We start from the raw sequence: 13,362 nt of genomic DNA, 5'->3' as shown, positions 1-13,362 counted from the left end.
ATTAATTATGGAAAATTCTTTATCTACAATGTCTTTGGACACATTGGTCAATAAACTTATTGATCTCAGTGTTTCATTCGGTTCCAAGTTGCTGGTGGCACTTCTGGTGTTCTTCATCGGTCGTTGGATTGTAAAAAAATTAAATCGTTTAGTTATAAACATACTTACGAAACGGCATGTCGAAGCTTCATTGGCCACTTTTACCAAGAGTTTGGTGAGTATCACCCTGAATTTCACTTTAGTGATTATCATTATCAGTGTTTTAGGTATCGAGACAAGCTCATTCATCGCTTTATTTGCTTCTGCCGGTGTCGCTGTCGGTATGGCATTGAGCGGTACACTGCAAAATTTTGCCGGTGGAGTGATGATACTGCTTTTCAAACCGTTTAAAGTGGGAGATTATATCGAAGCACAAGGTCAGTCGGGAACAGTGAAAGAGATCCAGATTTTCAATACCATCATTACGACTACCGATAACAAGGTGATCATCATTCCTAACGGAGGCTTATCTACCGGAATTATGATGAACTACTCGAAAGAATCGCAACGGCGGGTCGACTGGGTATTCGGAATCGGCTACGGTGATAGCTATGAACATGCAAAAGCTGTCATTGCCCGGCTTTTAGATAATGATCCCAGAGTATTGAAAGATCCCAATTATTTTATCGCTTTAACCGCTCTTAACTCCAGTTCTGTCGACATTGTCGTTCGGGCTTGGGTAAAAGCAGAAAATTATTGGGGTGTCTTTTTCGATATGAACGAAAAAGTATACAAGACCTTTGCAGAGGAAAACCTCAATATTCCTTTCCCGCAAATGGATGTACACCTCTATAACGAAAAATAATCTTTTTACTGTCGGCAGGACTAGATCATGATCCTGCCGACAGTAAAAAAATCCCCCTTAAAACATTACCAGCCTTTTTTCGTTTAAATAACTATAATTTAAAACTTATAGTTATGGAAACGACAGAAACTTACTCTTCCAACAACCGATATTGGTGGCTAATGCTAATTATCGGTATTCTTTCTATTCTTTGCGGTATATGGGTATTCAGAAATCCGGTTGAATCCTATTTTGCGCTGGCGGTTTATTTCAGTATCATGTTTATCCTGTATGGGATCGGTGAAATTGTAAATGCATTTACAGGGCAACGCTACCGGAACTGGGGCTGGGGCTTAGCCGTCGGAATACTGGATTTGGTCATCGGATTTATATTATTAGGTAATCTAGCCTGGGCAGCCGATCTGTTACCTTATGTCGTAGGATTTATCTTAATGTTCGTAGGTATCGGTTTTATCGGTCAATCCAGTCAAATGCAATCTTTCCGTATTCCTAATTGGGGATGGGTATTGACAGGAGGAATCCTGACCTTAATTTTTGCCTTTTTGATTATTTTCCATCCGCTTTTCGGTATATTCAATATTATCGTATGGACAGGTCTGGCCTTTATTTTCGGAGGTATATCCGCCATTTTCTATTCTTTTAGCCTGAAAAACTAAAATCCAACAGGGGAAATCTTATAATTTACCTCTTTCCTTTGGACGGTATAGACAACCTGTCAATCGGTGGAACTACAATCTTCGATAAAATACAATGATATCGGGAGACTAATTCCACCGATCAACTTTCGGAAAAGATTCGTCCTTCAGGCTTAAAACCGTTAATCTGTCTGGAAAGGCTTGTCCTCCCTTTTTCCCCCGGTATTTACAATAAATAATGTCCCAAAAAGGAAATAAAAGCACCGACTACGACAGAAGCCAATAAAAGCGGGAATGCACATCTTGAACTTCCCCGCCCCGAGGTAATCACCAGAGGGAGGGTCAAAACTGCAGACACGATCATACCTTTCCACCACCATTGTGTCCAAGGTAAACTCAGGTGATAAACCACATAGGGCATGATCAGAAACAACACAAAAGCCGATAAAACAGTATATTTATCTGCCTTTCTTTTGAATAAAGGAATGATACCGATAAATGCCGATACCAAACCAATTAATATAATCGTCAGATAAGCTCTCATTACAATTCGAACAGGTTATATTCTAAACTAAAGTCTCTCCTTGCCACACACAACAATCGGGAAAATCCAGGTTGATTTCCCGGTCTTTCTTAAACAAGCCATAAATAGCCGATCCGCTCCCGCTCATACTCACAAATTCAGCCCCCCGCTCATACAATTGCTGCTTCAATAAAGTTAGAGAGGGATATTTTTGAAAAACAGTCGCTTCAAAATCATTCCGGATATATTCTTTCCATGTATTTACCGGAAGTTGTCCGAGCTGACGCAGATCATATCCGGCCGGCCGGGGAGTGATCCCTGCATATGCTTCAGGCGTAGATACTCCGAAAGAGGGTTTCACTATGATGATCCGATAACCGGCCAACGTAAGCTCTATCGGCTCCAGCAACTCCCCCTTACCAGAAGCAAATGCCGGACGATCATCGATAAAAAAAGCACAGTCACTCCCCAGGCGGGCAGCATAAGTTACCATCTTTTGCCCGGAGAGACGAAGATCGAAAAAGGCATTCAAAGCTTTCAGCATAAAAGCTGCATCCGCCGATCCCCCCCCTAAACCGGCACCGAAAGGGATGATCTTATGTAAGTGTACTTGTATGGCCGGCAAATGAAAATCGGCAGCCAACAAGTGATAAGCTTTAATCACCAGATTTTTCCCGGGATCTCCTCCCACTTCCAGACCGGTATTCTTAAATCGGAAACTCCCGCTTTCTCCTTCTCCCCGCCCAATTTCGAGTATATCAGACCATCCCACCGGGAAAAAAATCGTTTCCAGATTATGAAAACCGTCATTTCTCTTCCCGGTCACAAAGAGACCGATATTTATTTTCGCATGTGGAAAAACAACCATGGAGTAATCTTTTATTTTAAACTTTGCAAAGATACCCTTTTTTTGTAACTTCGTCCACAGGGAATCTGTATATATTTCCGATAGTCGTTCAAATAATTACTTAATATTTTAGCTATGAAAAAAAAATGGATCCTGTTATTGATATTTTTTTCAGCAGGAATTTTGTCATATGCCGATGCCCAAAGTGTGAAAAATTTGAATACGAAAGAATTCAAAGTACAGATTTGGGATTTCGAAAAGAATAAAGACTGGAAGTATCTCGGTGATAAACCGGCCATCATCGATATGTATGCCACCTGGTGTCCACCTTGCAAAAAACTATCTCCTATTTTGGAAGAGATTCAAAAAGAATATGGAGATAAGCTTCAGATCTATAAAGTGGATGTGGATAAAGAACCGGCATTAGCTCAATTATTCAATGCCTCCAGCATCCCACTGATGCTCTTTATTCCCAAAAACGGCAAACCTTTTACGGTAACCGGGTTACGTCCGAAAGAACAAATAACAGACATTATTAATGAAAAACTAGAAGTAAAAAAATAACGACCGTATCTCCGGCACCGAAAAAAATAAGTACCGGAGATAACTCCACACTCTCCCTGTACTTCTGGACTAAAGCTTCAAAAGCACAGCAATCATCTTGCAAAATAACATCGATAAAATAACCTTTTCCCTATTCGATATCAAACACACACAACCATACACATACCGGCTCGATACTGGTACTATCGAGCCGATGTTTGCAATTTTTGGGAATATGCAGGTAGTCTCCTTTTTTCAATGTCACTTTGCGGTCCTCAAATTCCAGCGTAGCCTCTCCCTGAATCAATAATATAAATTCATCGTTCTCCTGATCGTACCAAAATCCTTTGGGCGAACTATGACCGGAAGAAACGATCCGGTCGATCCGGCAATTAGGAGATTTAAAAAGCAAATCGAACTGTTCCTCTTCACCAGCCTCAGCTATCTGAGCAAAAATATTTTCAGGTTTCATATACATTCTGAATAAAAATCAGAAAATTGATTTCAAATTAATAGTATTTCAGACTTTTTTCTGACTAATTATAACAGAACAAAGATAAAACTTGTTATTCTAAATGACAACGTTTTCGATATTAATCTTACATAAAGACTTTCCAACTCAGTTTTCCCCTTTCAGATTAGGCAGACTGATGTGATACTTTACAGCCAGAATCCGGATCAGGATGACAGAAACAGCCCCGATGATCTGTGTCAGTGTCGAATTTAAACCGGAATACAGACAGAGATAGTAAACCAAGCCACCGAACACACAAGCCAGGGCATAGATCTCTTTTCGGAAAATCAAAGGGACTTCATTGATCAGGGTATCCCGCAAAACTCCTCCGGCGGCTCCGGTGAGAGTACCCATAATCAATCCTACCCACATGGGGTAACCATAAGTGATGCTTTTCTCGATACCGACAACGGCGAATAACCCTAAACCGATGGCATCGAAAATAAAAAAAGTATTATTCAACCTGATGACATATCGCCCGAACAGAATAACAAATCCCAAAGCCAGGGCAGTCACGATCAGATAGGAAGACTGCAACATCCAGAACGGGGTAACATCCAGCAACAAATCCCGAATCGTTCCTCCTCCGACAGCTGTAACGAATCCAACCACATAAGCCCCGAACCAATCGAAGCGTTTAGCAGAAGCCAAACGGATCCCACTAATGGCAAACGCAAATGTACCGATATAATCAATAAGCGTCAGAAAATTCATCGTTCCTCTTCAATTAACTACCTGTAAAAAATAACTGTCCGATTTTGAGAGCGCAAAAGTATAAATTTCTGACTATTTTTCCATTTATCCTTTTATTTTTGTACAATCAAAATTTCCGAAAATGAAACCCGATGAATATTACCAGAAACAGATAGACCACTATACCGCCCGTTTAAAGCAAATAAAAAAACGGCGCAATCTGATTACATTGGCCAAATTGCTCACTTTCGGCTATATGATCTTTTTGATCTACCTCCTGATCAACCATAGTACTCAACCTCTCTTACTTTTGGGTATAGGAGCTATTCTCGTATTCATTTTTTTGACTCTATGGGATTCCCAAATCATCTACCGGCAACATCTCATCGAAGAACTACTTCGTATAAACACGTTGGAATCGGATTATTTAGCCGGTAATTTCTCTGCTCTCGACCAAGGCGAAAGGTTCAACGATCCTGCCCACCCTTATGCCCATGACCTGGACCTATTCGGGGAAGATTCCCTCTTCCAGCATTTAAACCGGACAGTGACTTTTTCCGGCACCCAAAAGTTGGTATCCTGGTTATTATCTCTCAGCAAAGACCCGGAAGTCATTCATTCCCGTCAGCAAGCGGCAGAAGAATTATGCGCCGAGCCGGAATGGTGTCAACACTTTCGTGCTGCCGGAGCACTCCATCCGACCCAAGCCCTCGATGCGGTCATTTTAAAATCAGGACCGACCGAATCCCCATTCTTTTCAAAACACAGCACAGTCCGTCTGATTTTATGGATAGCCAACACGATTGTAATCGTTTCGTGGGCGGTAACGAGCTTTACCCCCCTGCCTTTTTCCATTTCCCTTGTGCTATCCCTATTACAACTTTCGGCATTGGCCTTATATATCAAAAAAATCAATGCCTATCATCAACGGCTCAACCTGTTTCTGAAAACCATCAGCAATTATCTTCCTTTAGTCCGGTTAATCCACGATCAATCTTTCCGTTCCCCTTATCTTCAGAAAATAAGACACAGCTTGTTTACCCCGGAGAGTAATTCCCTGCAAGCTTTGACTCAACTTCACCGGATACAGAACAGTCTCGACCAACGGGGTAACATTGTCATCGCTTTCATTTTAAACGGACTATACCTCAAAGATTTCCATACCCTGCTCCGTCTGGATCACTGGAGAAAGAAATATGGACCTGACATCGAAACCTGGACTGACGTCCTTAGTGAAGCCGATGCCTTGATCAGCATGGCCAATTATCGTTTCAACCATCCTGCTTATTGCCTCCCGGTCATCTGTCAGGATCGATTATTAGACACCGAAGAAATAGGACATCCTTTACTAAAAAGCGAACGAAACGTCACCAATGATTTCAGTATCCGCTCCTTACACCAAATCGCCATTGTCACCGGAGCCAATATGGCCGGTAAAAGTACCTTTTTGCGTACAATCGGGGTAAATCTGATTTTAGCTCAATCCGGGAATGTCGTTTGCAGCCGCTATTTTGCTTTTCAGCCCATGACGCTTTTCACCAGTATGCGGACTACCGATAGTCTGTCTAAAGACACTTCCTACTTCCACGCAGAGCTTCTCCGGCTTCAACAACTAGTTAACATCGCACAGCAGGAAGACAAAGTATTCATCATTTTGGACGAAATGCTGAAAGGAACAAATTCGGTGGATAAATTAAACGGTTCATTGGCTTTCTTAAAAAGGATACTCTCTTACCCTATCTCCGGCCTCGTTGCAACCCACGATTTGGCTTTAGGAGAACTGGCTGACGATTTCCCGGAACATTTTTTCAATGTCTGCTTCGAGATTGTCCATTCCGGTAGTCAAATTACGTACGATTACAAACTTCATCCCGGTATCAGTAGTAATATGAACGCCAGTATCCTTTTAAAACAAATGGGCTTGATATAATTATCCCCTTATCAGGTAAAGTAAACAGCAGCTTCTGCAGGAAACCTTTACCGGACCATTTTCAACCAATTCCTGATTATTCCAGACCCACAATCCGAGATGTAAGACTCCGGATGAAACTGGATACCATGGATAGGTAATTCAGTATGATAAAAAGACATGATATGACCTTGTTCATCTATTGAGCTGGTAATCAATTCTCCGGGCATTGTTTCGGGATCGATCACCCAGGAATGATAGCGGCCCACTTGAATCGGATCGGCCAAATCTTCGAACAGGGGATCGTGTTCATCTACCTTCTTCAAAACACTGCGATGTCCATGCAAAGGGCGAGATAAATTATATAACGAAGCTCCGAATGTCTCTGCAATCGCCTGATGTCCCAAACAAATGCCCAATATCGGATGAGTATACTTACAGAATTCGATCAGTTTTAACAGTTCCCCGGCTTCGGCCGGAATACCCGGTCCTGGCGACAAAAGAATCCCTCCATAATCCCCTAAGCCAGAAAAATCGATCTTATCATTACGGACTATATCATAACCAACAGGAACAACAGCTTCCCGAAGCAACTGAATCACATTGTATACAAACGAATCGTAATTATCGATAACGAGCACTTTTTTCATGAATACAAAAATAACAAATAAAATAGATTTATTTCGCAACATGCTGCAATCCGAATTATCTTTGCCACGGATTTTATAACACAAAGATGAAAGCAGAAATTGTACGGGAAGAGATGAACCGTTGTGGTAGAGCCGGCATTCCTTTCCTATTTGGAGTAGATTTCGAGGGTATCCATGGATTTTTCGTCGAAAAGCCCTTAAGTGATCCATCCGTTTATTTTACGATCGGAACCATCGGTCATTATAAAACGCCCCTTTCCCCTATTCCGGAACCTCGTATAAAAATTCTTCACAGTAGCTTTGAAACATACCAGGAAAAATTCAGGATCGTACATCAAGGCCTGTCACGCGGGGATAGTTTTTTGCTCAACCTGACCGAAAGAACCCCCATCGAAACCAATCTCACTTTAGAACAAATCTTTTATCACAGTCAGGCCCGCTATAAACTTTTACTTCCTGACCGATTGGTTTGCTTTTCTCCCGAAAGCTTCGTCCGGATCGAAAATAATGAGATCCTATCTTACCCGATGAAGGGAACCATCGATGCCACTTTACCCGACGCAGAAAACCGCTTGCTTCAAAATCATAAAGAAACATGCGAACATTATACGATCGTCGATCTCATCCGGAACGATCTGAATATTGTAGCCACTCGTGTACAAGTGAAACGCTTTCGTTACGTAGAAAAGATTCACACTTCCCAAGGTGAGATATTACAAACCAGCTCGGAAATCAGCGGGCAATTACCCGACGGATGGCAAAACGAATTGGGAACACTTTTATTCAAGCTATTACCCGCCGGTTCTATTTCGGGTGCCCCTAAAGCAGCAACCCAAAAGCTGATCCGTCAAGCCGAAGGATTGCCCAGGGGATATTATTCAGGAGTATTCGGTTATTTCGACGGCCAAACGCTCGATAGTGCCGTACTGATCCGATTTATAGAGAAAGTAGATAACCGGTATTACTTCCGCAGTGGCGGTGGTATTACGGTCAATAGTCAGGCAAAAGAAGAATATCAGGAAATACTCGAAAAAATTTACTTACCCATCTAGAAATAGAAATAAAATAATGATAAAAAACGCCTTTATAGAAAGTCTGAAAATTGTCGACGGCCGTTTCATACATCCCGAACTTCACTGGCAACGTATAACCGACACCCAGCGGGTACATTTCGGGAACAGTACCTTCCTTCCTTTATCCTCCGAATCAATACCGCCAGACAAGCGTCTCGGTACCCTAAAATGCCGCATCATTTACGATCAGGAAATCAGAAAAATCGATTTCGAAACCTACTCTCCCCGCCGGGTTCATACTTTAAAACTTGTCGACGGCAGCGGCATCGATTATACTTTTAAATATGCAGATCGGGATAAACTGATCCAATTGCAGCAATCTAAAGGAACATGCGACGAAATCCTGATTTATCAAAACGGTAGGATCACCGATACCAGTTACAGTAATGTCGTTTTTTACGATGGAAACCAATACATTACCCCTTCTACTTATTTACTCAATGGCACGAAACGTCGTTATCTTCTCGAAAGAGGCATCATAAAAGAACAGGATATCGGCCTCGGAGACCTCCCCCGATTCCGGTATCTCTTTCTGATCAATGCAATGCTGGATTTGGAAGACAACATTCAAGTGAAAATCCGGGATATTTCATAAAGTTATTTATATACATATTTACACTAAATGCAGAATTAGTAACGAACTAAACCTACCACTTTTACCGTCGATAATTTTCACTCCTGCCGGTAAAGTCACCCCTCCCACCTACCTGATGAATACGAATCAAGACGATTCCCGATGGATAACTAACAGAAAAGGACGAGCTGCGATCGGAATTTCACCTCAAAGAAAGGGACGTTTTAATTGGAATACAATAAGTTTTGATATATTTTGATTGATGTATACGTAATAGATTGAAAATAATTGTTTTAAAAAAAGAAAAATAATTATCTTTGTCCAGCTAAAGAGATATTTTTTTATCCAATTAAAACGTCCGTTTATGAAAGATCAAATGTTCTTTATCTTTACGATTTTATGTCTCACATGTTCTGCCTGGATCACCGACCATAAAGCTCCTTTCTGTTCCGTCGACAAAGGAACACAACTTCTTTACCAAATCGACAGTGAACAGGCAGAGAGGTACTATTTCCAACAGACGACAGAAAAGATCGAAAACACTGATTCGCTGTCAGTCATTCACTATACAGGAACCCTTTGGGATAAAAAACGAACTGTGGTCATTCCCTCTTTTTCATTTACCACTTCCTGTGTACAAAAGCATGTGAATACTTATCTGCCCAATTTTATTCACATCCGGAAAAACGAGACCTGCCAATTCACCGGCCCGGGCTTCTTACTTCCCGGTTCACTCTCTGTCGGACAACACCTCGAAGACGGATATATGACCATCCAACAAAGCAGTCTGCAAACCCGAATAAGTCAAAAGAACCGGGTTGTAACGGCTCAAACCCGTATAAAAGTACCAGCAGGAGATTTTATTTGTTATAAAATCGAATCTAACCTACAGACCACTTGTTTAGGTATAACGACACGTTATAAAATTTCTACCTGGTATGCCCAAGGAATAGGCATCATCAAATCTGAAATTTATCGGGAAAACAAAAAGTTAATCGGCAGACAACTTTTGCTGTCCATAAAAAATAAATAACTATTACAAAACGATTCGATCTTCTTGCAAGGACATCAGTAATCCGATTACCTCAGAATAATTTTTAGTACCGCTACTCACCTGATTCCCTTTCAGGTAAGCATTGTACACTTGATGTTGTATTTGTCCCATACCGGGATTATATTTTTCACGCCAATATAATAGATGGCTATTATACAATTCTACTATTTCAGGTCGGATCCGTTTTACAATTTCCCGGTACTGCTCTTCTGTAAGTAATCTCCGGGCATTGTTTACCACATAGCCCAGCATAGAGAAATAACCGCTGAAACGAATAGCAGGTTCCTGAGCAGCAGAAGTAACCAGATAGGCGTATAAATTGGCTTCGGCTTCACTGGCGATCCCGAGACGATGAGCCAACTCATGAGCATAAGTAAAAGGATACTCGACACTCAATAACTCCTGATTCAAATTGAATTCAGTAAAGAAAGGCCCCATATATCCTGTCACAGCCACCCGGGACATCAACCGACTCCACAACATCGGCTTTACCCGTAAAAATTTTCCAGGTTCAACTAAACCGAAACGGGAAGCCATCTTTCCATATCCTTCCTGTATAACTCCGGCAACAGGAATTTTACTCATCGGGCCGGCCGTCGTATATCGCTCCAAATACCAGCCCGAAAGCGTATCTCCTGCCTTACTGTAACTCTCGTTCAGTTTGCCGACATATCCCGTTAGAAAATCCTGAAATTTTTCTGCCGAAAATGCTGCTTTAGCTATACCGGTACGCTCGTAAAAAGGGAAACGGAAATAATTCAATCCCCAGGCAAAATAAAACCAAATATATACCCACATCAGGACACGTATGATCGTCCCGACTGTTTTTTTCGCCCCTTTTCTTTTCCGCCAGGCATAAAAAGGATAAATCAAAATCCACAGACAAGTACCGACGATAAAACAATCGCCCACAGAAAAAGGAAATAAAGAAGAAAAAGCAGAGAGCAAAGTCGAAATAAAGGGATAAAACAGGCAGGCATACGCCTCGGCCCAAGACGGTATCATGCGGAATATACCGATCATTGCTATCAGAAACAGAGGGATACCCCAGCTAAATCCATATTTTTTCTTCATTTTCATAGCTACTTGAATTCAAGACAAAGATCTTTATATTTTTTCTTAAAAACTCATAAATCATTGTATTTTTGTTTTTTATAAAAAAACAGGAAAGATTACAAAAGTTTCATTAGTTAATTTCAGGTATCGTAGTCTTGTAACTAAACATCGACCGACCATTTTAGTGCGCGTCTCAGTAATTATCAGGCGAATAGAAAAAATAGCCTACTTCCCTAAATTATTTCAGAAAATTAAAATAAATCATTTCTATTTTAAAGTAAGCATTTTCATATATTTGTTACAACAGAAAAGTTTCGAACAGAAATAGATATTAATTATTATAAAACGCACATAGAGATGTTGTTACCTTTTGTTATCTCCCACGAACTACCCCTGACTGATCCGGTATTGAAATTTTTATTGATACTGGTAATTATTTTATCAGCCCCTTTGCTCCTCAACAAACTGAAAATTCCTCATTTATTGGGATTGATTATAGCGGGTGCGATTATCGGGCCTAACGGCCTTAACCTGGTTCTTCGGGATAGTAGTATTATTCTATCGGGTACAGCAGGTTTGTTGTACATCATGTTTTTGGCCGGCCTGGAAATCGACATGGGGGATTTTAAGAAAAATAGTGGCCGGAGTTTCGTTTTCGGTATGTATACGTTCTTGATTCCGATGGCTTTGGGAATCGTTGCCGGCCTTTACGTACTTCATTTTTCTATGGAAACCTCCATCCTATTGGCCAGTATGTTCGCTTCACATACTTTAATCGCCTACCCGATTATCAGTAAATTAGGAATCACGAAAGATAAATCGGTTACGATAACCGTCGGAGGCACTATGATTACCGATATGCTGGCATTACTTGTTTTAACAGTAATCGTAGGCATGGCAACCGGTGTCATTGGAGAACATTTCTGGACCCGATTGAGTATATCGATCGTCATATTCGTTTTATTTGTAGTAATCGCATTTCCTATTGCCGGACGTTGGTTTTTCAAGCATGTACAGGACAGCATATCACAATATATTTTCGTTTTGGTCATGGTTTTTCTGGGTGCTTATCTGGCCGAACTAGCCGGTATCGAATCGATTATCGGTTCATTCCTGGCCGGTCTGTCCCTCAACCGGTTGATTCCCCGGAGTTCTCCGCTGATGCACCGGGTAGAGTTTATCGGTAACTCGATTTTTATCCCTTTCTTTCTGATCGGAGTAGGTATGTTGATCGATTACCGGGCTTTTTTCACCAGCTTCGATACAATTAAAGTCGGTATTGTCATGATCATTGTTGCCACAATAGCTAAATATGCTGCAGCTTGGCTGACTCAAAAAACTTTCCGTATGTCCGTCGACCAGCGAAGAATCATTTTCGGGCTGAGTAATGCCCAGGCTGCAGCAACGCTGGCTGCCGTCATGGTGGGATATAACGTCATTCTCGGTCAAACCCCCGAAGGCGAACCAATCCGTCTCTTAAATGAAAGCGTATTGAACGGCACGATCCTGATGATCCTGGTTACCTGTACAATGGCTTCCTTCTCTGCTCAAAGAGGGGCTCATAATCTGGCAGCCACGGCTTCATCCGAAACCGATGAAACAGGAGACCACAAAGAACGTATTCTAATCCCGCTGAGTAACGAAGACACGGCAGAAGAATTGGTGAATCTCAGTTTGGCTACTAAATCGAAAAAGAATACTCATCATTTATATGCGCTGAATATTCTGGACAATAAAGTTTCAGGAGACGACCAGCAATTGAAGAAATCCCGGCGTCTGCTGGAAAATGCAGCCTTAACGGCAGCAGCGACAGATACCCATCTTCAGGAATTGCAACGCTATGACCTGAATGTAACGAACGCCATATTAAGTGTGATCCTCGAACACCGTATCACTGACCTGGTATTGGGACTACACAAAGAAAAGGGAATACCCAGTTCTTTTTTGGGAAGAATCACGGAAGGTATCCTGGATTACAGCGATGTTACTACGTTGATATATAAACCAGCACAACCCCTCTCTACCATGAAGCGCCATCTGGTAGTCATCCCTGTTCAAGCCGAAAAAGAGGCCGGATTTCCCCAATGGGTTGCCCGGGTGTGGAACGTTATTCAGAATACCGGGGCCAAAGCCATATTTTACGGTTCTTCGGATACCCTCGGCCGCCTCAAAACATTGCTTGGGAAACGAGGAGGGGAAATGGAATTTACCGAATTCAGCGATTGGGAAGATTTTCTGATTGTATTCCGGGATGTTCACAAAGACGATAATTTATGGATCGTAATGAGCCGCCACAATGGTATCTCTTTTAATCCCAGCATGAATCGTATCCCGGGTTATCTGAACAAATATTTCCAACAGAATAGTTTTATACTGGTATATCCTCTACAGGCCAATGCCTCTGCCAACAGATACCTGACCTAAAAGGCTCCGGATCAGCTTGTCGG

At 41.6% G+C, this 13,362-nt stretch carries 14 protein-coding genes; 8 read left to right on the top strand and 6 right to left on the bottom strand.

The annotated features are described in order from the left end of the window. The first annotated feature begins 7 nt into the window (after window positions 1–7). Together WS34_RS02970 and WS34_RS02965 are read left to right on the top strand one after the other, a co-directional pair. Window positions 8–844, top strand: coding sequence for a mechanosensitive ion channel family protein (locus tag WS34_RS02970; protein WP_013610918.1), 837 nt, complete (start codon window positions 8–10; stop codon window positions 842–844). A 113-nt stretch (window positions 845–957) separates the two neighbouring features. After that, complete coding sequence (locus tag WS34_RS02965; protein WP_046403063.1) at window positions 958–1,500, top strand: HdeD family acid-resistance protein; 543 nt, start codon at window positions 958–960, stop codon at window positions 1,498–1,500. A gap of 205 nt (window positions 1,501–1,705) precedes the next feature. On the opposite strand, the gene WS34_RS02960 is transcribed toward WS34_RS02965, so the two are convergent. Together WS34_RS02960 and ispE are read right to left on the bottom strand one after the other, a co-directional pair. Further along, complete coding sequence (locus WS34_RS02960; RefSeq protein WP_013610916.1) at window positions 1,706–2,023, bottom strand: hypothetical protein; 318 nt, start codon at window positions 2,021–2,023, stop codon at window positions 1,706–1,708. 22 nt (window positions 2,024–2,045) lie between these two features. Next, complete coding sequence (gene ispE, locus WS34_RS02955) at window positions 2,046–2,870, bottom strand: 4-(cytidine 5'-diphospho)-2-C-methyl-D-erythritol kinase (protein WP_046403062.1); 825 nt, start codon at window positions 2,868–2,870, stop codon at window positions 2,046–2,048. Between the two features lie 114 nt (window positions 2,871–2,984). Here ispE and WS34_RS02950 point away from each other — a divergent pair, with 114 nt between their 5' ends. Further along, window positions 2,985–3,413: a thioredoxin family protein gene (locus WS34_RS02950; protein ID WP_046403059.1), complete on the top strand. Its 429-nt coding sequence runs from the start codon at window positions 2,985–2,987 to the stop codon at window positions 3,411–3,413. A gap of 130 nt (window positions 3,414–3,543) precedes the next feature. Here the strand turns inward: WS34_RS02950 and WS34_RS02945 are convergent, their stop codons facing one another. Next, the gene (locus WS34_RS02945) at window positions 3,544–3,864 is read right to left on the bottom strand and encodes a cupin domain-containing protein (RefSeq protein ID WP_013610913.1); all 321 of its coding nucleotides are present in this window, start codon (window positions 3,862–3,864) and stop codon (window positions 3,544–3,546) included. Window positions 3,865–4,011: 147 nt separating this feature from the next. Next, window positions 4,012–4,620 carry a trimeric intracellular cation channel family protein gene (locus WS34_RS02940; protein ID WP_013610912.1) on the bottom strand — a complete coding sequence of 203 codons (609 nt, stop codon included), beginning with the start codon at window positions 4,618–4,620 and terminating at the stop codon, window positions 4,012–4,014. Window positions 4,621–4,741: 121 nt separating this feature from the next. Between WS34_RS02940 and WS34_RS02935 the strand changes: the two genes are divergently transcribed. Then, window positions 4,742–6,529 (top strand): MutS-related protein, encoded by a 1,788-nt coding sequence (locus WS34_RS02935; RefSeq protein ID WP_022161037.1) that lies wholly within the window; start codon window positions 4,742–4,744, stop codon window positions 6,527–6,529. 47 nt (window positions 6,530–6,576) lie between these two features. Here WS34_RS02935 and WS34_RS02930 read toward each other — a convergent pair whose 3' ends face one another. Beyond that, on the bottom strand, window positions 6,577–7,158 hold the full coding sequence (locus WS34_RS02930; protein ID WP_041557156.1) for an anthranilate synthase component II: 582 nt from the start codon (window positions 7,156–7,158) through the stop codon (window positions 6,577–6,579). An 86-nt stretch (window positions 7,159–7,244) separates the two neighbouring features. Between WS34_RS02930 and WS34_RS02925 the strand changes: the two genes are divergently transcribed. The 3 genes from WS34_RS02925 to WS34_RS02915 all read left to right on the top strand — a co-directional run bounded on the left by WS34_RS02925 (window position 7,245) and on the right by WS34_RS02915 (window position 9,838). Beyond that, window positions 7,245–8,210, top strand: coding sequence for an aminodeoxychorismate synthase component I (locus WS34_RS02925; protein WP_046403057.1), 966 nt, complete (start codon window positions 7,245–7,247; stop codon window positions 8,208–8,210). Between the two features lie 16 nt (window positions 8,211–8,226). Further along, window positions 8,227–8,826 carry an aminotransferase class IV gene (locus WS34_RS02920; protein ID WP_013610908.1) on the top strand — a complete coding sequence of 200 codons (600 nt, stop codon included), beginning with the start codon at window positions 8,227–8,229 and terminating at the stop codon, window positions 8,824–8,826. A gap of 343 nt (window positions 8,827–9,169) precedes the next feature. Further along, window positions 9,170–9,838 carry a TapB family protein gene (locus WS34_RS02915; protein WP_046403054.1) on the top strand — a complete coding sequence of 223 codons (669 nt, stop codon included), beginning with the start codon at window positions 9,170–9,172 and terminating at the stop codon, window positions 9,836–9,838. A gap of 3 nt (window positions 9,839–9,841) precedes the next feature. Here the strand turns inward: WS34_RS02915 and WS34_RS02910 are convergent, their stop codons facing one another. Next, window positions 9,842–10,939, bottom strand: a complete 1,098-nt coding sequence (locus WS34_RS02910) for a DUF3810 domain-containing protein (RefSeq protein WP_286693612.1) — start codon at window positions 10,937–10,939, stop codon at window positions 9,842–9,844. Between the two features lie 333 nt (window positions 10,940–11,272). Here WS34_RS02910 and WS34_RS02905 point away from each other — a divergent pair, with 333 nt between their 5' ends. Next, window positions 11,273–13,339, top strand: coding sequence for a cation:proton antiporter (locus WS34_RS02905; protein WP_022161039.1), 2,067 nt, complete (start codon window positions 11,273–11,275; stop codon window positions 13,337–13,339). Window positions 13,340–13,362 lie beyond the last annotated feature (23 nt).

It is taken from the genome of Odoribacter sp. N15.MGS-14 (assembly GCF_000980245.1).
Classification (GTDB): Bacteria; Bacteroidota; Bacteroidia; order Bacteroidales; family Marinifilaceae; genus Odoribacter; species Odoribacter splanchnicus.
Note: the sequence above shows the minus strand (reverse complement) of the source record. Positions and strands in the feature narration are given on the sequence as shown.